General features: G+C 42.7%; 21 protein-coding genes. 12 read left to right on the top strand and 9 right to left on the bottom strand.

Annotation, left to right across the window (positions count from 1 at the left end; all coding sequences use genetic code 11):
* Positions 1-26 precede the first annotated feature (26 nt).
* The 7 genes from G458_RS0116570 to G458_RS0116540 all read right to left on the bottom strand — a co-directional run bounded on the left by G458_RS0116570 (position 27) and on the right by G458_RS0116540 (position 6,164).
* Positions 27-1,217 (bottom strand): hypothetical protein, encoded by a 1,191-nt coding sequence (locus tag G458_RS0116570; protein ID WP_026952883.1) that lies wholly within the window; start codon positions 1,215-1,217, stop codon positions 27-29.
* A gap of 1 nt (position 1,218) precedes the next feature.
* The gene (locus tag G458_RS0116565; RefSeq protein ID WP_026952882.1) at positions 1,219-2,049 is read right to left on the bottom strand and encodes a type 1 glutamine amidotransferase; all 831 of its coding nucleotides are present in this window, start codon (positions 2,047-2,049) and stop codon (positions 1,219-1,221) included.
* A 43-nt stretch (positions 2,050-2,092) separates the two neighbouring features.
* Positions 2,093-3,211 (bottom strand): carboxylate-amine ligase, encoded by a 1,119-nt coding sequence (locus tag G458_RS0116560; RefSeq protein WP_035468396.1) that lies wholly within the window; start codon positions 3,209-3,211, stop codon positions 2,093-2,095.
* 9 nt (positions 3,212-3,220) lie between these two features.
* Complete coding sequence (locus G458_RS0116555) at positions 3,221-4,177, bottom strand: ATP-grasp domain-containing protein (RefSeq protein WP_026952880.1); 957 nt, start codon at positions 4,175-4,177, stop codon at positions 3,221-3,223.
* A 41-nt stretch (positions 4,178-4,218) separates the two neighbouring features.
* Positions 4,219-4,932 (bottom strand): esterase family protein, encoded by a 714-nt coding sequence (locus G458_RS0116550; protein WP_026952879.1) that lies wholly within the window; start codon positions 4,930-4,932, stop codon positions 4,219-4,221.
* Between the two features lie 103 nt (positions 4,933-5,035).
* The gene (locus G458_RS0116545) at positions 5,036-5,557 is read right to left on the bottom strand and encodes a hypothetical protein (RefSeq protein ID WP_026952878.1); all 522 of its coding nucleotides are present in this window, start codon (positions 5,555-5,557) and stop codon (positions 5,036-5,038) included.
* Positions 5,558-5,645: 88 nt separating this feature from the next.
* A complete protein-coding gene (locus G458_RS0116540) occupies positions 5,646-6,164 on the bottom strand; it encodes a gamma carbonic anhydrase family protein (protein ID WP_026952877.1) in 519 nt (172 codons plus the stop codon).
* Positions 6,165-6,298: 134 nt separating this feature from the next.
* Between G458_RS0116540 and G458_RS0116535 the strand changes: the two genes are divergently transcribed.
* The 9 genes from G458_RS0116535 (at position 6,299) to G458_RS0116495 (ending at position 15,036) form a co-directional block, all read left to right on the top strand.
* Positions 6,299-7,024, top strand: a complete 726-nt coding sequence (locus G458_RS0116535; protein WP_026952876.1) for a YceI family protein — start codon at positions 6,299-6,301, stop codon at positions 7,022-7,024.
* 66 nt (positions 7,025-7,090) lie between these two features.
* Positions 7,091-8,338 carry an anthranilate synthase component I family protein gene (locus G458_RS0116530; protein WP_026952875.1) on the top strand — a complete coding sequence of 416 codons (1,248 nt, stop codon included), beginning with the start codon at positions 7,091-7,093 and terminating at the stop codon, positions 8,336-8,338.
* Positions 8,328-9,431, top strand: coding sequence for a DNA polymerase IV (gene dinB, locus G458_RS0116525; protein WP_026952874.1), 1,104 nt, complete (start codon positions 8,328-8,330; stop codon positions 9,429-9,431). The genes G458_RS0116530 and dinB overlap by 11 nt, the downstream gene beginning before the upstream one ends.
* Before the next feature lie 114 nt (positions 9,432-9,545).
* Complete coding sequence (miaB, locus tag G458_RS0116520; protein WP_026952873.1) at positions 9,546-11,021, top strand: tRNA (N6-isopentenyl adenosine(37)-C2)-methylthiotransferase MiaB; 1,476 nt, start codon at positions 9,546-9,548, stop codon at positions 11,019-11,021.
* Positions 11,018-12,310, top strand: coding sequence for a sigma-54 interaction domain-containing protein (locus G458_RS0116515; protein WP_026952872.1), 1,293 nt, complete (start codon positions 11,018-11,020; stop codon positions 12,308-12,310). The genes miaB and G458_RS0116515 overlap by 4 nt, the downstream gene beginning before the upstream one ends.
* Positions 12,297-12,830 carry an LPS assembly lipoprotein LptE gene (gene lptE / locus G458_RS0116510; protein WP_026952871.1) on the top strand — a complete coding sequence of 178 codons (534 nt, stop codon included), beginning with the start codon at positions 12,297-12,299 and terminating at the stop codon, positions 12,828-12,830. Before G458_RS0116515 ends, lptE begins: the two co-directional genes overlap by 14 nt.
* An 18-nt stretch (positions 12,831-12,848) precedes the next feature.
* Positions 12,849-13,586 carry a hypothetical protein gene (locus G458_RS0116505; RefSeq protein ID WP_026952870.1) on the top strand — a complete coding sequence of 246 codons (738 nt, stop codon included), beginning with the start codon at positions 12,849-12,851 and terminating at the stop codon, positions 13,584-13,586.
* A gap of 10 nt (positions 13,587-13,596) precedes the next feature.
* A complete protein-coding gene (gene secG, locus G458_RS0116500; protein WP_026952869.1) occupies positions 13,597-13,950 on the top strand; it encodes a preprotein translocase subunit SecG in 354 nt (117 codons plus the stop codon).
* 141 nt (positions 13,951-14,091) lie between these two features.
* Entirely contained in the window at positions 14,092-15,036 is a 945-nt protein-coding gene (locus tag G458_RS0116495; RefSeq protein WP_026952868.1) for a sterol desaturase family protein, read from the top strand.
* Between the two features lie 2 nt (positions 15,037-15,038).
* Here G458_RS0116495 and G458_RS0116490 read toward each other — a convergent pair whose 3' ends face one another.
* Complete coding sequence (locus G458_RS0116490; protein WP_026952867.1) at positions 15,039-15,749, bottom strand: hypothetical protein; 711 nt, start codon at positions 15,747-15,749, stop codon at positions 15,039-15,041.
* 223 nt (positions 15,750-15,972) lie between these two features.
* Between G458_RS0116490 and G458_RS0116485 the strand changes: the two genes are divergently transcribed.
* The 3 genes from G458_RS0116485 to G458_RS0116475 all read left to right on the top strand — a co-directional run bounded on the left by G458_RS0116485 (position 15,973) and on the right by G458_RS0116475 (position 18,468).
* The gene (locus G458_RS0116485; RefSeq protein WP_026952866.1) at positions 15,973-16,251 is read left to right on the top strand and encodes a co-chaperone GroES; all 279 of its coding nucleotides are present in this window, start codon (positions 15,973-15,975) and stop codon (positions 16,249-16,251) included.
* Positions 16,252-16,284: 33 nt separating this feature from the next.
* Entirely contained in the window at positions 16,285-17,913 is a 1,629-nt protein-coding gene (groL, locus tag G458_RS0116480; protein ID WP_026952865.1) for a chaperonin GroEL, read from the top strand.
* 168 nt (positions 17,914-18,081) lie between these two features.
* On the top strand, positions 18,082-18,468 hold the full coding sequence (locus G458_RS0116475; protein ID WP_026952864.1) for a response regulator: 387 nt from the start codon (positions 18,082-18,084) through the stop codon (positions 18,466-18,468).
* Here the strand turns inward: G458_RS0116475 and G458_RS0116470 are convergent.
* A complete protein-coding gene (locus G458_RS0116470) occupies positions 18,465-19,577 on the bottom strand; it encodes a serine hydrolase domain-containing protein (protein WP_026952863.1) in 1,113 nt (370 codons plus the stop codon). The two genes, G458_RS0116475 and G458_RS0116470, sit on opposite strands and share 4 nt — an antisense overlap.

Here is a 19,577-nt window from a genome sequence, read left to right as displayed (position 1 = left end):
AGCTGAGCGTGATTGCTCAGCTTTTTTTATTTCTCAAACAAGCCAATTGATCCTCCTACCCAATCCTTGTCCTTATTAAACTTGACTCCGATCATTTCCCCTCTGCTCAACCGGGCCAAATTACCCACAATGGTCGGGCTTTCGTCCTCACTTGGCCAAAGGCAAAGGATCCTTACCTCCACTTTTACCTTTCCATCTGGCGCCTGAATCACCGGTAGGTAGTGGACTTTTTTCTGAAGAATGTACAGATCTTTCTCCTTGACCGCTTCTACATCTTCCCTTTTGACGTGGAAAATGACTCCTGAACCCGAAAAGGAAAACAATGGCTTTAGGACATAATTTTCCAAATCCTCTGGAATCTCCTTGAGCTCGCTGAGCAAGGTAGTCTCAATGAAATAGGGCCCATGTAAATACGGAAGAATAAACTTGGAAATCCGGGTGTACCAATTAGGATGACCGGCCCATTCCACATCCAACTCCTCTGTAAAACTAAACTGAAGCTGAAGATCCTTTCGCAAGTCCAGTTCGTCAAATATCACCCGATTATAGACTCGTCGAATTTGAATCTTTTTACCCTCGGAATCTATATAAAATAGCTTCTTCCCTTCTTTGAGCACCTCCGTCACGCAAACGAGTGGAATTCCAAGATCCCTGCGGGCATAATAGAAATCGATTTTGGTGTTTTGCTTTTCTGGCTCTATTTCAAGCAATACAACCTCCTCTTTTTCAAATTTTCCTAGAATCACTTTTTTCAGAATTTCCAGGTATTTATCCTCATCCACTCCTTCGGGATATGGAGAATAGTCCTTCAAGAAAGGGTAATATTTCAGAATTTTCCGGTAGAGATTAAACTGAAAATTGAAAATAGAGGGAAAACCCTGCACCTCAATCAGCTTTGGAATAGCCTTCCCCTCCTCTTCACATATCCCAAAATCTATGGCCAAAAACTGGGTGTGATCATCCTCATTGGGCACGGCAGTATTTAGCTCTATCGACCTTTGAGTGATGGTTTTGAAATCCGGCCTTTTGATGAAATCTATGACCTGATCACATGCCTCCAACAATTGTTTTTGGAGTGATTTAGGAATGAAAAAGGGAGTTTCCGCAATCCTGAAGGTAGGCGAATAATCAAAATCACTGGCCAAATCCTCCAAAAATGCCTTGTACTTTTCCTCGGAAAATTCGGCATTAAAGCGATTGCGGAAAGCTTCTATCATATCAGGTCAAGGATGGCGTTTGGGAATTTTTGATTTTACGAAGAGCCTGTTCCAAAAAATTCGGAATCAAGGTCTCGTTGGTTTTATAAATCTTATTTTCATCCACCAAATCTTCGAGCATGGATCTGAATTTGGCTTTTCCTTTCAGTTCAATGATTTTTTCACGAACCATGGGTTTTTTCAAATGCTCCAAAAAGCTGACAGCGTCGGCTTCGGGATGAAACTGAGTGCCGACGATATCTTCTCCAAACCGGATTCCCATAATCGCCCGCTCGTATTCCACATGGTTTCTTATTTTTTCCAGAGCGATGATTTTTGCCCCCAGAGACTTGAATTTTCGCAGGTTTGGCTGAATCACCTGATAATCCCTGGAGTCGACCGCCCAAAATGGATTAGCTAAATCCTGAAAGAGCGGGTCGTTCATTCCTTCCGGAGTCTTATGAATGGTCATCACTCCAAAAGAGGTGGATTTTCTTTTGGTCAATTGCCCCAATCCAAAGTGTTTACAGGCCATTTGAAAAGAATGGCAGATCATCAATAGATGCTTTTTCTGAGAGTGATTTTGGTTCCAAATCCAGATCTGATCCAAGAAATCATAGTATTTCTGATCCCAGTTGCCATCACCTTCCAATGGATTCCCCGGTCCTCCCGTGGAAATGAATATATCATATTCCAGCAATTCCGGGATTTCAGCTTTTCCTCTGACATCATACTCCTTCCAGGTAATTCGATCGGAAAATCGGGATAAAATGTCATGAATACAGCGCATCCCCTGATTGGGCTCACCATCATACATATCCAATATTGCCAGCTGTATTTTTTTCTTCGGCACGTGTCAAGTCGGTTTATATTCTGGCCCAAAGTTAGAAATTCCCTCAGATCCCTTCCGTAAACTTGGAAGTTATAAAATCAACGACCGCTTCCAGACTTCCTGTTTTTTCAAAAACGGCCAGCTGCTGATCAGCACCGGTACCATTTTCCAGGATTTTGTGCACATAATTGATTTCATCTCTGCTTCCCAACTCATCCACTACATCATCAATGAAGTCCAACAATTCCATGATCAATTCTTTGGTTGGCACCTCTACTTTTCTCCCGAAATCAATCAGCAATCCGTCGATTCCATTTCTGGCAGCACGGAATTTATTCTCCCGGATCAAAGCAATTCGATAGACATTAAAACCTGTATTGCTCATCAGTAGCTTGTACAGTTTGGCTACCACTGCCTGAATGATCGCTACGATACAAATTGTTTCATCCACAGTCAGGCACATGTCACAGATCCGAAACTCGATCGTGCTGAAAAAGGGATGCATTCTCAGATCCCACCAGATTTTTTTGGGGTTATCGATGCAATTGGTCTTCACCAGAATCTCCAGAAAGTTGTCATAAGACTGGACCGAATCGAAATATTCAGGAAGTCCAGTTCTCGGGAATTTTGCAAAAACTTTGGCTCTAAATGCCTTGAATCCTGTATTCCTTCCTTCCCAGAATGGTGAATTAGCTGTCAAAGCGTAAATGTGCGGAAGGAAATAACAGGCTTGATTCATCAGTTGAAGCGCAATTTCCCTGCTTTCAATCCCCACATGAACATGAAGCCCAAAAATCAAATTGGATCTGGCGATATCCTTTAGTTCATTGACAATAGTATGGTATCTGGGATCATCGGTAATCTCCTGATCCTGCCATTTTGCAAAAGGGTGCGTACTGGATGCTCCAGCCACTAAGCCCTGCCTTTTCGCCAATTCATCGATTTTCTTCCGAAGAAAGGACACCTCTTCCCTAGCCTGAGCAATGTTCTCACATATATTGGTACCGACTTCCACCACACTTTGATGCATCTCGGCCTTGACTTGCTCTCGCAGCTGGATCTTACCTCCTTCGACTATTTTTGACATGTGAGATCTCAAATCCCTAGTTTTGGGATCAATGATCATGTATTCCTCCTCCACTCCCAGAGTGAATTTTGGAAGCTTTTTGGTAGTCTGAGCCATAATTACGGTTTAAAATCTTTTTGCTGACTCAACTGCCCCTCTCATAAATGTACCCCAAGTAAGGTTCATTTTGCCCGGCTTTTGGGCTTTTGCATAGGCAATGGCCATTTTGGCGGACTCTTCGACCACCCAGTCAAAATTTGCCTGACCGACAGAATTCACATCAGCATCCGGAGCAGGATTTCCAAAGTCAATTGCATAGGGTATTCCATCTCTCACAGCAAATTCCACAGTATTGAAATCATAGCCCAATCCTTGGCAAAGTCTTATGGTATAATCTTTCACGGTGGCAAGAAGCTTTTTGGATGCTGGAGCTTTGTCTACTACATAGCGTAGGTGATGTGGATTTCTGGGTTCATATTCCATGATCCTGACTGCTTTTCCTCCCAAGCAATACACTCTGAAATACTCATCAAAAACGATCTCTTCCTGGAGCAACATCACCAATTGTCCTGTCTCAGGGTGTTTTTGAAAAAACTCTTCCTTGTTTTCGAGACGATAGACATTTTTCCAACCGCCGCCTGCATAGGGTTTCATATAGGCTGGAAATCCCACATACCCAAAAATGCCTTCCCAATCCAAAGGGGCTGCAAGATTACGGAAGGATTTGCTCGTCGTGTCCGTAGGATGCTGGGCAGAAGGTAAAATGACCGTTTTTGGAAGAGGCACTCCCAATTGATCCGCCAGGCAATTGTTGAAGAATTTATCATCTGCGCTCCACCAGAACGGATTGTTGATCACTGCAGTGCCGGTAAGCGCAGCATTTTTCAAATAGGCTCTGTAAAAAGGTACGTCCTGAGATATCCGGTCAATGATTACTGCATATTCGGTCAATTCATTCTGCACTACCTTGTCAATTCTCACGGGTTCAGCAACTATCCCTTTCTCGGCCTTTTCATTCACTCTTTCGACAAAGGCATGGGGAAAAGTATCCTCCATCCCAAAAAGTATCCCGATTTTCTTCATGATTTTAATGGTTAAAATGTTTGGTATTGATCTAGTATAAGTTAGTTAAATTTGATGGTAGACAAATAATGTGGGAACATTTCCCTCCACACAGGCCAGTCATGTGGCCTATCTTGACGGACATCCAGCCAATGATCTACGTTCTTTTGCTTTAGGGCATTATGTAGCTTCAAGTTGGCATCATAGCAAATGTCCCAGTTAGAAGTGCCCAGGATGATTCTCATATTCCAAAGCTCATAGTCCTGAAGGCCAGGAAGATATTCCAAGGGACTATTGTAAAAAATGTCATCGTGCTGGTAGCCATCCATGAAATTTCGAATGTCAAAAGCACCGCTCATGCTAAACATGTGGCTCACATATCCGGGATGCCGGAAAGCAAAATTGGCCGCATGATATCCTCCGAAACTACATCCAGCCACTGCTACTTTGGCCCCAGCCGTGTTGAGTCTTACCCTTTCGACAATTTCATGGCAGATCATTTTGTCGTAGGCCACTTGATTTTGGATCCGCTCATGAGGATGAGCCCCTTTATTATAAAAACTCAGGGCATCATTGCTGTCCGGACAATAGATCTGGATCAGGCCTTGCTCGAGAAACCAATGGGCAGATCCGACCAAACCCATGTCTTTATTTTCATGGAAGGATCCTTTGGAAGTGGGAAAAAGTATCACCGGATATCCGGCATGGCCAAAAACCAACATTTGTACATCCCGGTTCACATTTGGGGAGTACCATTTAAAATATTCTTCTTTCATGATTTTCGAGTGTAGGTTTTGTTCGGTTTGTGAACCGAATCTTATACTACTCAAAAATCAGGATATTGAAAAGAAGATGAATCAAGCCTTTATCAATAAAAAATTAAATTTTGATTTCTTGGGAATCAGTAATAACTGATTTTTTGGATAATAACTTTCTAAAAACCCCACCCAGAACCCCGGTAATAAGAATTGCAACAAAAATCCATTTGGCCGTGGTCGATACTGAGGCGAATATAATCCAGCTTTCGGAAGCTTTGGGTAAGCCATCTAAAACTTGAAAAACAGCCAGATTTTCAATGAAATCCGCCAATCCAGCAAAAAAGGGAACATATATCAAAAATGAACTGCCCCAAAGCTTGAATAATATCCCTGCAAATAATAAGGAATAAGCGATCAGGTAGGGCATATCCAAAGCCATCAAACCGAATTTGTAATCTGAGATTTGATCTACTGTCAATTGGTTCATCAAGAAAGTGGCTTCCTCCACCGAATAAGCAAACCTCAAATCCAAAGCTTGATCCTTTGGAAGAAAAAATGGGATCAATAGATTAAATCCAATAAATAAAATCCCCAGAATCACCAATACTTTTGCTTCGGATACTGACTTTATCAAAGCGTTCATTTTAAAAACATTTGAGGATTAAGATATACGTTTATCAAATCTGTTCAAACTATTTTTAAAAGAATAATTTTCCCCTTCATGAGGACATTTATTTTTCTTCTGAAAACCAGGTAGAATACATCGGATAATTTCTTGCAGTTCGAAGTATCACTTCCTTCATTTCAGGCCCAATATCTTTTACTTTCTTGGCGGGCATTCCAGCGTAAATAGATCCTGCCTCTACGATAGTTCCTGCTAAAACCACCGCCCCAGCCGCGATCACAGCATCAGAATGAACTACTGCCCCATCCATGACAATGGCTCCCATTCCTATTAATACCCGGTCATGAATTGTGCACCCATGGACAATCGCATTGTGGGCGATTGAGACTTGATTTCCGATGTAAGTGGGAGCTTTTTGATAGGTACAATGGATCACTGCTCCGTCTTGGATATTGGTGTCGTCACCAATTCTGATCTCATGAACATCTCCCCTCACGACGGCATTAAACCAGACGGTACAGTTATTCCCCATTTTCACATCCCCTACCACTGTAGCATTGGGAGCCAACCAACATTTTTCTCCAAGCTGCGGTCTTTTTCCCCGCACTTCCATGATTAACGCCATCCTTTCGAATTGTCTTTTTGAAAATAATTGAGTCGGAAAATTAAAAATTTTACTCCGCCTGCAACTTTTTTTTTTAGAATTCAGTTTCGTGTATATACATTTAAATCCTAAACTCACAATTCTTCAAATCAATTATGAAAACCACAAAACAAATTGGACTATTCTTGGCAGCTGCCGTGCTGACCTTTGCTTGTTCCAAGCCAGCCGACACAGTAGAAACTACTGATGCTCAGGAAGTAGCTCAAGGAGAAGGACAAACTTTGGCAATTCAGCCTGCAGCAACTGCAATTTCCTGGACTGGATATAAGCCATCTGGAAAACATTTCGGAAAAATCCCTACCACAGCAGGTGAGGTGACCGTAGCAGGAAATCAAATTATCAGCGGGTCTTTTACTTTCGACATTCCTTCCTTGACTATCGAGGATATGGAAGCAGGATCTGAATTTCATGGAAAACTTCACGGGCATCTTTTGTCTCCTGATTTCTTTGATGCTGCCAACTTTCCAACTGCTACCTTCGAAATCACTTCAGTTGAGCCATTCGCTGCAGGTGATGTGGTAACTGGAAAAGAAGAATTCAAATCTGATTTCACTCCATCCTCTGTATCTGAGCTTGCTCCTGCCAATCCAACTCATTGGATCAGCGGTAACTTGACGATGAGGGGTACTACCAAAAACATCAAATTCCCTGCAGCTGTATCCCTAGAAAATGGAAAATTGACTGCTAAAGCAGGTTTTAATATCGACAGAACTGATTGGGGTCTTCAATACCAAAATGAAGCTGACGTAATTGACAAAGCAAAAGATAAGTTTATTTATAACACTGTTTCCTTGGTCATCGACCTGACTGCAGGAGAATAATCAGCTATCACACTACCACAATAAATCAAAAGAGGGATTCTCAGGAATTCCTCTTTTTTTTGTGCCGTGAAGAAGACATTCGAGTTTGAGTACAGATTTGAGAACCAGGATTGGAAGCAAAAAATCCTGTATTGGGCAGATCGCAAATTTCCATTTTTCGCCCTTTGCTCCGGAAATGATTACAGCTATCTCCACGAGCCGTTTGGGGAGTTTTTGTTTTTGGGACATCAAGAATTGGATGAGAAATCCATTTGGGAAGGGGGATTCCTCAGGGCAGGAATTATAGGCTATGATTTCAAAAACCAAATCGAAAAGTTGGAAAGCAGAAATCCTGCTATCCTAGAACTTCCTGATCTCTGTTTTTTTAAAGCTGACTGGCTCTTAAATATCCAAAGTCAGGGTTTTTCCACTTCAGCTCCTTTTCCGGAAGATTGGTTGAAGGAAATTGAAAGCATCTCTTTTCCTGAAAATCCCAACATCCGCTGTAAAGTATTTCCACAAATCTCCAGAGACGAATACATCCATCATATCCAAAATATTCAGCAGGAGATCCTGGAAGGAAATACCTATGAAGCCAATTTCTGTCAGGCCTATTTTGGAGAGTTTCAGAATTGGGATCCCATTGCAGCTTATTTAAAACTCAATCAACTTTCCCCTATGCCTTTCGCTTCCCTATTTAAGGCAGAAGCTAAGTGGTTGGTATCAGCCTCTCCGGAGAGATTTATCAAGAAAACCGGGAAAAAACTTATTGCTCAGCCGATAAAAGGAACTATCAGTAGAGGCAATTCTCCAGAATGTGAAATAAGCAACCGAGAGAAACTCTCATCCAGCGAAAAAGAAAGGGCTGAAAATCTCATGATCACAGACCTTATGCGAAACGACCTGGCTCGGGTTTCAGAAACCGGCTCTGTGGAAGTGGAAGAACTTTTTGGAATATATCCCCTGCCTCGAGTTTTTCAAATGATCAGCACTGTTAGCTCAATGCTTAGGGAAGGTGTGAGTTTGGAGGAAATTATCCAGGCTACATTTCCGATGGGAAGCATGACTGGGGCACCTAAAATCATCACCATGAAGATTTTAGACCGGGAGGAAAATTTTAAGAGAGCATGGTTTTCAGGTGCTTTCGGCTGGATTGATGAAGAGGGGAATTTTGATTTTTCTGTGGTGATCCGCTCCATTATTGCTGATTTGGAGGCAAAAAAACTCTATTTTGGAGTGGGCAGCGCAATCACCATCGATGCTTCTCCGGAGCAGGAATATGAGGAATGTGCACTGAAAGCCCAAGCCATCATCGAGCTTCTCCTTGGAAAATAAATCAGACAATCCCAATTCAATCCGAAAAATCATTCATGTGGACATGGATGCATTCTATGCTTCTGTGGAGCAGTTGGATCATCCGGAATGGAGAGGAAAACCACTGGTTGTCGGCGGCAATGAAGCCCGTGGGGTGGTCGCCGCGGCGAGTTATGAAGCCAGAAAATTCGGAATTCATTCCGCCATGTCTTCTGCATTGGCAGCCAAAAAATGTCCCCAATTGATTTTCGCAAGACCCAGATTTGAACGCTATCGGGAGATTTCTCTTCAGATTCGGGAGATTTTCTATGAATACACCGATTTGGTCGAGCCACTTTCCCTGGATGAAGCATTTTTGGACGTGACAGAAAACAAAGCAGGATTAAAATCCGCCATCCTCATTGCCCGTCAAATCCGAGCAAAAATCAAAGAAAAGACCGGTCTAAATGCATCTGCGGGTATTTCTTATAATAAGTTTTTAGCAAAAACCGCCTCTGACCTTAATAAACCAAACGGACAAGCCGTAATCCTCCCAGAAGAAGCAGAGGCATTTTTGGAGAAATTACCCATCGGGAAATTCTTTGGTATCGGGAAAGTCACTGCTGAGAAAATGCAAAAGCTGGGAATCCATACTGGGAAAGACTTGAAAGAGTATTCCCTGCAGTTTTTGACCAAGAAATTCGGAAAGTCGGGATTGCATTACTTCAACATAGTCCGGGGAATTCATCTCTCCCAAGTGCAGCCTCATCGGGTAAGAAAATCTCTGAGTGCTGAAAATACCTTTGAAAAGGATTTGATAACAGTCACCGAAATGGAAGATAATCTCAGACCCATCTTCGAAGAACTCATCCGAAGGATCGAAAAAAGCGGGATCAAAGGAAGAACAGTCACCCTTAAGTTGAAATATTCAGACTTTTCCCAGCAGACAAGGAGTAGAACCTTGGATCAATATCCTGAGCCTGAGAATATCTGGGAAATCGGAAAGGATTTATTGAATCAAGAGGCAGTGCCCAAGCCTGTCCGGCTTTTGGGGCTTGGAATTTCGAATTTAAATATCACCGAAGAACAGGAACATTTTGGAGAGCAGTTGAGGATCCCCTTCGAAAGAGAATAAATAAAATAAACAACTCTGCCATTTTGTCCGCATTTTCGTAATTTCGCAACCTGAATCAATCAATTCAGGTTGGAATCTTTTCCAGCCAAACCCAAATAGAAGATTTATCCGAATATGGATTTGATTAAAGATATCGACATTATCTCCGCTGAGGAAGCCCAGGCTTGTGATTTCAAAACCACCCCTGACCAGAATACCGGAAAAACCAAAAAGCTTTACATCGAAAGCTACGGTTGTCAGATGAATTTCTCCGATTCCGAAATCGTAGCCTCCATCATGAAGGAAAACGGCTTTGACACCACTTCTGATTTTCATCAAGCTGATGTCGTTTTCCTAAACACCTGCTCCATCCGGGAAAAAGCAGAACAAACCGTACGAAACAGATTAAATCACTTCAATGCCGTCAAAAAAAACAAGCCCGAGATGACCATTGGGGTCTTAGGTTGTATGGCAGAACGATTGAAGGAAAAATTACTTGAGGAGGAAAAAATCGTTGACGTGGTGGTAGGGCCTGATGCTTACCGCGACCTTCCCAACTTGGTGGCTGTGGCTGAGGAAGGCCAAAAAGCCGTCAACACATTCCTGTCCAGAGAAGAAACTTATGCGGACATAGCTCCGGTACGCTTAAACTCCAATGGCGTCACCGCATTTATTTCCATCATGCGAGGCTGTGACAACATGTGCTCCTTCTGCGTGGTGCCTTTTACAAGAGGACGTGAAAGAAGCCGGGACCCCCATTCTATTGTCGCTGAAGCTCAGGATTTGTTCAGCAAAGGCTATAAGGAAGTGACTCTTTTGGGCCAAAACGTTGATTCTTACAAATGGTCTCCTGAAGAAAACAACAAAGCCCGACTCAACAAAAAAGAGGACGGTGTCAGTCAGGTGGTAAACTTTGCCAACTTGCTGGAAATGGTGGCCCAAGTGAGCCCAATGCTTCGGGTCAGGTTCTCAACTTCTCATCCAAAAGACATTACCGATGAAGTCCTTCATACGATGAAGAAGTACGACAACATCTGCAAATACATTCACCTGCCAGTACAATCCGGTAACTCCAGGGTTTTGGAACTCATGAACCGAACTTACGACCGGGAGTGGTATCTGAACAGAGTACGAGCGATCCGGGAAATTCTCGGAGAAGAATGCGGGATCTCTTCAGACATGATTGCTGGGTTCTGCACTGAAACAGAAGAAGAACACCGGGACACCCTCAGCTTGATGGATATCGTGGAGTATGACTTCTCCTATATGTTTTTCTACTCCGAGCGTCCCGGCACTTTGGCGGCAAAAAAATACGCCGATGACATTCCTTTGGAAGTCAAAAAACGCCGACTGGCAGAAATCATCGAAAAGCAACATCAGCTTTCCCATAAGAGAAACCTACTCGATTTGGGTAAGGAACAGATTATCCTTATTGAAGGAACTTCCAAGAAGTCAAAGGAGGAATTGAAAGGCCGAAATTCCGCCAACAAGGTGGTGATTGTCCCTGCTGAAGGCTTACAAATCGGCGATTACGTCAAAGTCAAAATCACCGAATGCTCGCCAGCCACTTTATTCGGCGAGGTATTGGAAATCAATCCCAGCTTTTCATGATCACACCCCAAGAAATACACAGTGTCAAGCTGAGGTTTGGGATTATCGGCAATTCTCCCCTGCTCAATCATGCCATTCAAGTGGCCATGCAGGCAGCTCCCACAGATATGACGGTGCTGATTACTGGGGAAAGTGGAAGTGGAAAGGAGAGTTTTTCTAAAATCATCCATTCTCTGTCGCTGAGAAAACACGGAAAATTCATCGCCATCAACTGCGGAGCTATTCCTGAAGGAACCATTGACTCTGAGCTTTTCGGCCATGAAAAAGGCTCCTTCACTGGTGCTCATGAGGCGAGGAAAGGTTATTTCGAAGTGACTGATGGTGGAACGATCTTTTTGGATGAAATCGGAGAAATGCCTCTGGGAACCCAGGCAAGGTTGCTCCGCGTCCTTGAAAACGGGGAATTTATCCGAGTAGGATCTTCCAAGGTTCAAAAGACCAATGTCCGGGTGATCACAGCGACCAATGTCAACCTGATCAAAGCCGTTGAAAAAGGAAAGTTCAGGGAAGACTTATATTACCGTCTGAATACCGTTCCGATTTTTGTCCCTCCATTAAGGGAAAGAGGGGAAGATGTGGTATTGCTTTTCCGGAAATTCACTTCAGATTTTTCAGAAAAATACCACGTGAAGCCGATTTCCTTGGATGCGGCTGCCCAGAATCTATTGATGCGTTTTTCCTTTCCTGGAAATATCCGCCAACTGAAAAACCTTGCTGAGCAGATTTCTCTGTTGGAAGAAAATCGAGAGGTCAACGCCCAGACTTTATCCAAATACCTTCCAAGGGACAACTCTTCGAACAGACTCCCGATGCCTCTTCCCCATTCTGGAAGCGGAGAATCCATGGATTTTTCCGAAAGAGACATTTTATACAAGGTCCTTTTCGACATGAAAAAGGACATGAATGACCTGAAAAAACTGGTATTGGAATCTTTCCAAAGCGGAGGACTGAATGCCAGCATCATGCAAAAGCACCAGGGATTATTTGAAGAATTAGATTCCAATGTTTCTTCCAAGGAATCTTCAGAATCCTCCAGCCCTTATCAGGTTCCCTTCGTTCTAGAATCACAAAAATCCGGCTCCATGGATGAGGTGGACTACGAAGATGATTTGATTGAAGACATTCAGCATGAGGAAGATGATAATTCCCTTTCGCTTGAGAAAAAGGAAAAAGAAATGATTCTAAAAGCCCTGAGAAAGCACAATAACAAGCGAAAGTATGCCGCGCAGGACTTGGGTATTTCTGAAAGAACCCTCTACCGAAAAATCAAGCAGTATGAGATTGAGTAAAACTTACATGCTACTTTTCATCATTTTGCTGACTCTTCAGGGCTGTTCGGTGAAATACAGCTTTACAGGAACCAACATCAACTATGAATTGGTAAAGACCTTCTCGGTAGATAATTTTTTCAATGATTCCGGAGGAGGTCCTGCCAATATGGAACAAAGATTCACGGAAGCCATCAAGGAGTATTACCAGAGGAATACTCAGCTTGAATTGGTCCGAAGTAATGGAGATCTACAATTCTCAGGGGCAATCTCCCGTTACACCCTTACGCCCCAAGCGGCGGTATCCAGCGGAGATCCCAATCTCCCCGATCGTGCTGGCTTGATGCGTTTGACCATTGCCATTGAAGTGGACTATGTCAATACCACCAATGAGGAGGAAAGCGCTAAGAGAACTTTCAGCTTCTTCAAAGACTATGACCCGAGGACTACTACCCTCTTGGATGTGGAAAACGATTTGGTGGAAGATATTTTCGAGGTAATTATCCAGGATATTTTCACTGCGACGGTGGCCAACTGGTAATTTTATTATATTCAAAACATGAACGCCAGCCAAATTCTAGACCTTATCCAGCGTGCAGATCAGCTCGAAAAAGCGGATTTGCTCCAACTCAGGAAGGTTCAGGAAAATTTCCCCTATTTCCAGATCAGCCATGTTTTGGCCGCCCGATATGAGTTTTTGAGAAATCCAGATAAGAAATCGCAGCATTTGGGTTTTGCGGCGCTCACCAGTCCTGACCGGGTTTGGCTGAAATCCTTTTTGGAAAAACCACTGGGATCCAAGGAAATTATTGAAACCAAAGTTCAGGAAGACCTACTTCCAGAAGAGACAGACATTTCCAAAAACCAAACTCAGCGGACAGAGTCTCTGAAGAAACTGGGCGATCAGTTGAAAGGACAGGTTCCAGCAGAAGCGCCAAAACCTAAGCCAAAGAAAAGAAAGGTTCCCCAAGACGATTTGATCGAATCCATCCGGAGAAAAGACAAAAAGGAAATTCTGGATTCAAAAAAGCAGGAACAAATAGATCTGATCAAGGCATTTAGCAAAAAAGACATCAAATTGGCCACCATCAAGGAAATTGAGGCCAATCAGAACACCGAAAATCTAGCGGAGCCAAGTACCAAGCTCAACCAGAACCTTATGACTGAGTCTTTTGCAAAAATCCTGATCAAGCAGGGCAAAAAGGACAAGGCGATAGAAATTTATGAAAAATTGAGTTTGAAGTTTCCCGATAAAAGGACTTACTTTGCGGACTTGATTGAAAAACTGAAAGAATAATTAACTCGATATGTTTACCTTATTAATTAGCGTGATTTTGATTTTGGCAGTATTGCTGATTCTAGTAATTCTTGGCCAAAACTCAAAAGGTGGAGCTGGTGCAGCTTTTGGAGGCAGTGCTTCCCAAATTATGGGTGTGACCCGTACCGGAAATGTTTTGGAAAAGGCAACTTGGATCTTGGCAGTAGCTATCCTCGTTCTTTCTTTGGCATCTTCTGCATTCTACACGACCAGCCAGCCAAATCAATTTTCTTCTCCTAACATTGAAAGTGCCAAGCAACAAGTAGTCGCTCCTGCTTTCGGAGAAACTGAAAGTGTATTGCCTTCTCAAACCACCGAAGAAGACACTACTTCCGGCAACTAATTCCAAAGAGTTCTTAAATTTTAAGAAGTCTGTCCGTTTGGGCAGACTTTTTTTGTTATCTTAAATTTTCAGAATTGATGCCGAATCCGGTCGAGTCTGGCTTTGTGTTGATTTTTTGTAATCATTTTACCGGAAAAATTTATGCTTGAAAAACCTGTACGTCTGGAAGATCTCCAGATCGAAAACTGGCCAAACATCATACTTTGGGCAGCCCCCGTAATGTTTCTCCTGGTGTTTATCGAATGGGGAATCAGTATCTACCAAAAACGAGATGCTTATAATACCAAAGATTTCCTTGCAGCTACCACCATTGGCCTAGTCAATGTCGGGCTAAGTGCTGCCATAAAGCTACTGACCTTTGGTATAGCTATCTTCTGTTATAATATTTCACCTTTTCAGATTCCTGCGACTTGGTGGTCATTTATCCTTTGTTTTATAGGAATAGACTTTGCCAGATATTGGGCACATCGGGTTGCACATGAGCAAAGGTTTTGGTGGGCAACTCATATCACGCATCACAACTCTGAGAAGTACAACCTTTCCGTTTCTTTTCGATTGGGCTGGACCCAGCATATTAAAATCATCTTTTTTGTTCCGGTGATGCTGATGGGATTTGACCCTTTTGTCTTTTTCATTTGCCATCAGATCGCGGTTTTGTATCAGTTTTGGATCCATACCGAATACATCACCAAACTTCATCCGGTGATTGAATATTTCTTCACCACCCCTTCCCACCATCGGGTTCATCATGCCAGTGATGAGCATTATCTGGACAAAAACTACGGCTCAACTTTCATCATTTGGGATCGGATGTTTGGAACCTTTATGCCGGAAAAAGAACGACCTACTTATGGAATCACCAAACCGGTCACCTCATACAACCCGATTTACTTGGTATTTCATGAATGGAGAGATATTGTTCAGGATTTGAGAAAAGCCAATTCCTTCAAGGAGGCTTGGAAAATCCTTTTCGACAAACCTGGAGCAGAAATCATCAAAAAAAGGGAAGAATCACAGCTAGAGAGAAAGAAAGAGGTTCTTTTCACAGAAGAAAAGAACCCCGAAGCTATGGTCATGGAGAAGTAAGTCTATTCATTCACAGAACGGATAAGAAGTCTTTTCCCCACCGGAATCAGAGTCTCCTCCATTGGAAATGAGTAATGACTGTGCAGCCTCCAGGTAGCTGGATTGGGCAATTCTTTGATCTCATTGACCAAATGCATTTTGAGCTTTTCCAAGGTATTCACGAGCGTACGCTGAAATACTCCCACTAACCACAAGCTGATGCTTCGGAACTTCTCCCCTGCCAGTTGCAGAAAATTGGACTTGTATCGGAAGGCATGAACTTCAGAGGACTTTTCTTGCGTCAGCAACACATAGCCCTCCCGGTTATAGATCGGTAAAATCCCTACTGGTTCAAACTCAATTTGCTCCTCCACAAAATCATAAATCGACTTCCCCTCCTCTATTTGGCCTTGCAATTTGGGCAAGGCAAAAGCAGTGATTTGAGCGATCTCCTCCATGATATTTCCCTCAGGAACCTTGGACTCATACTTCAACTGTGCATTTTGAAGATCGATCCCGTTAAGTGCTTTGGGAAATAGATTTTTCAGCTCGGACTTCCCGGAATCCAGTTCTTGCAGAGTCCGATGATGCTCGATCAGATCTCCCAATACGGGATATAGCTTGACGGCTTTGAATTCCTTTTCGTTGGATTGGAGATAAGCCAAGAGTTGATACTTTTTGTACTCGAAATCTATCAAGCCTTCGGTGATCCAGTTTTTTGGTAAAGTTTTCATGGGTTGTGTAGGATTAATGGTGTAGATAAAATACGGATTTCTGACATTTTTTGCTGCCAGTTTTGAAAATTTGGCAGTATCAGGAGCGAAAAAATCAAAGGTAAAACCCGCAAATGGCACACATTTACGGCCGATTTGGCAGAAACTCGGTATATCGATCCATTGGCATAGGAAGTGCTAATTGGGGAATAGCATTTTAATCTAACCTTAAACATTACATACTATGTCAAAAGTGAACATCAAACCTCTTGCAGACCGAGTGCTGGTACAACCAGCTGCAGCAGAAGAGAAAACAGCCTCCGGCCTTTACATCCCGGATACTGCGAAAGAAAAACCTCAAAGAGGAACTGTAGTAGCAGTAGGAAACGGCAAGAAAGATGAACCCTTGACTGTAAAAGTAGGAGACACTGTTTTGTATGGAAAGTATTCCGGTACAGAGCTCAGCGTAGATGGCGCTGATTACCTCATCATGAGAGAATCTGACATTTTCGCAATCCTTTAATTATTTATCATCAAACTGAAAATTTAAAAAAACATGGCTAAACAACTGTTTTTCGATACCAACGCCAGAGATCAATTGAAGAAAGGCGTAGATGCATTGGCAGATGCAGTAAAAGTAACTTTGGGCCCTAAAGGTCGAAATGTCATCCTTGACAAAAAATTCGGAGCACCAACAATCACCAAAGATGGTGTGTCCGTAGCAAAAGAAATCGAATTGGCTGAGCCAATCGAAAACATGGGAGCTCAACTCGTTAAAGAAGTAGCTTCCAAAACTGCTGACAATGCAGGTGACGGTACTACTACTGCAACCGTATTGGCTCAGGCAATCTTCAACGTAGGAATCAAAAACGTGGCAGCTGGTGCTAACCCAATGGACCTTAAAAGAGGCATTGACAAGGCTGTAGCTGCTGTGGTGAATGAATTGAGAAACAATTCCAAGCAAATCTCCACTTCCAAGGAAATCGCTCAGGTTGCTACCGTTTCTGCAAACAACGACGAGGAAATCGGTAAGATGATCGCCGACGCGATGGACAAAGTAGGAAAAGACGGTGTGATCACTGTGGAAGAAGCAAAAGGTACTGAGACTGAAGTGAAGACTGTAGAAGGTATGCAGTTTGACAGAGGTTACCTTTCTCCTTACTTCGTGACCAACACTGAGAAAATGGAAGCTGAATTGGATCATCCATTCATCTTGATCTACGACAAGAAGATCTCTTCCATGAAAGAATTGCTTCCAGTATTGGAGCCAGTGGCTCAGTCTGGTAAGCCTTTGTTGATCATCGCTGAAGATGTGGACGGAGAAGCTTTGGCTACTTTGGTCGTAAACAAAATCAGAGGTGCTTTGAAAGTGGCTGCTGTAAAAGCTCCAGGTTTCGGTGACAGAAGAAAAGCAATGTTGGAAGACATCGCTATCCTGACTGGCGGTACTGTGATCTCTGAAGAAAGAGGTTTCAAACTGGAGAATGCTACCGTTGACATGCTTGGTAGAGCTGAGAAAATCAACATCGACAAAGACAACACTACGGTGGTAAACGGTGCTGGTGATGCTGCTGCTATCAAAGGCAGAATTGCTGAGATCAAATCTCAAATCGAGAAAACTACTTCTGACTACGACAGAGAAAAGCTTCAGGAAAGACTGGCTAAGCTTTCTGGCGGTGTAGCTATCTTATATATCGGTGCTGCTACCGAAGTAGAGATGAAAGAAAAGAAAGACAGAGTAGATGATGCATTGCATGCTACCAGAGCTGCTGTACAAGAAGGTGTAGTAGTAGGTGGTGGTGTGGCCTTGGTAAGAGCTGCTTCTGCCCTTGATACTTTGAAAGGCTCTAACGATGACCAGGACACTGGTATCAATATCATTAGAACTGCGATCGAAGCTCCTTTGAGAACTATCGTTTCCAATGCTGGCGGTGAGCCATCTGTAGTGATCAACAAGATCAGAGAAAACAAAGGAAACTTTGGCTACAATGCTAGAACTGATCAGTACGAAGATCTTTTCGAGGCAGGTGTAATCGACCCTACTAAAGTAACCCGATTGGCTTTGGAAAACGCTGCATCTATCGCTGCGCTTCTATTGACTACCGAGTGTGTGGTAGCTGATGTAAAAGAAGATGCTCCTGCAATGCCTCCAATGGGCGGCGGAGGAATGGGCGGAATGATGTAATTCTAACCGATCCAATTCATAGTAAAAAGGGGACCAATTTGGTCCCCTTTTTTATTTTATGCTATTTAGAAACAATATTGATGGAAAAATCCAACAAAGCCTTGACCTTTGACGAGGAATAGTTGTATTTTGGATCGAAGTAATCTCAATCGCCTTTAAATTACCTGAATGTCCGAATTTGACGCCATATTTTTAGTGGACGATGACCCTATAAATAATCTGATTAACAAAAGATTACTGGGCAAAACAGGAATTAGTCAAAAAATTGAAGAATTCTTAGGTGGACAGGAAGCCTTAAACCGATTGAGTCAAGAACCGCTCTCCAACAATATCCTGATTTTTTTAGACATCAATATGCCCGTGGTAAACGGATGGGAATTTTTGGAAAAATATCTAATGCATTTCCCGGAAAGAAGGGATAAAATCCTGATTCTATCCAGTTCGATAGATTTTCAGGATCGCCAAAAAGCTGAAGGATACGAAATAGTAAGTGGCTTCTTGGAAAAGCCACTTACCTTGGAAAAAATCTCTGCCTATTTTCCCAAATATTTTTAAGGGATAATTTTTGAAAGTCTATCCCACATCTGCCTAGCTAGTAGGTAAGGTACCGGCAAATCTCCTGGAGCTCCTCCCATACGTATAACCACCAAATTTTTGGAAGGGACCACCATCAGAAACTGACCATTCTTTCCCAAAGCTTGGAACATATCCGATGGTCCGGAAGGAATCAGAGAACCCGGAAGTGTGGCCTGAATCCCTGGAAGCATATAAGACTTTTTTCCATTGAGCCAGGTCAAATATCCATAGCTTAAATTAATGTCCTGAGAGCTTTGAGTCATCTTTTCAAAATATTTTTGATCAAGAATCTGTGTTCCATTCCAATTGCCCTTACTGAGCAACAATAAACCAAATCGGGCAAAGGATCGTGCATCGGAATAGAAAACATTATTATCTCCTGTCTGCTGCCAAAAACCTTTTATTCCGATTCTCTTTCCCAGCTTTTCCTCAAAAAAAGCCTGATATGACTTTCCTGAAGCTTTCTCCAATACTTTATCTAGAATGGTATAGGTTCCATTGTGATAACTCCAGCGAGTCCCTGGTTTTGCAAGGTATTTGAATGAAGAAGGGTCTCTGTCATCCAAATTGGGCACCTTATCGTCAATGCCCGTTGTAAAGGTCAAATGATGAATCAATCTGATTTCCCTTTCTTGGGAACTGCTCATAGCTGTCCATCCTTCTCCCAGATATTTGGAAGTAAGATCAGCTGTACTAAGCAAATTTTCTTGTTGAGCAATTCCCATCATTGTCGAACTGAGCGTTTTGCCTGCAGAAGCCCAATACCAAAGTGAAGCCTGATCCATATCCCCTAGGCCTGTCAATTTCTTTCCCCAATATTCCTCGACGACAATTTTGCCATCTTTCAATATGATCAAGGCTCTTGTGTCTTGGGTGGATAACCAAGCTAAAAATTCTGCCAGTTCGGTTTGATTCCATCCTAATTCTCCAAGTGGTTTTTTCTCCCACTCCTCAGAATCTACCGGAGGGAAATATAGACTCGAGGACTTTGGCTTTTGAGCCTCAGCACAGGCGAAAGTGAAAATCGCAAGCCCGAGTAGAATGGCTTTTAAGGAACTTTTGAGTGGGTGATAAGTTCTAGATTTCAT

It is taken from the genome of Algoriphagus mannitolivorans DSM 15301, assembly GCF_000429425.1.
Classification (GTDB): Bacteria; Bacteroidota; Bacteroidia; order Cytophagales; family Cyclobacteriaceae; genus Algoriphagus; species Algoriphagus mannitolivorans.
Note: the sequence above shows the minus strand (reverse complement) of the source record. Positions and strands in the feature narration are given on the sequence as shown.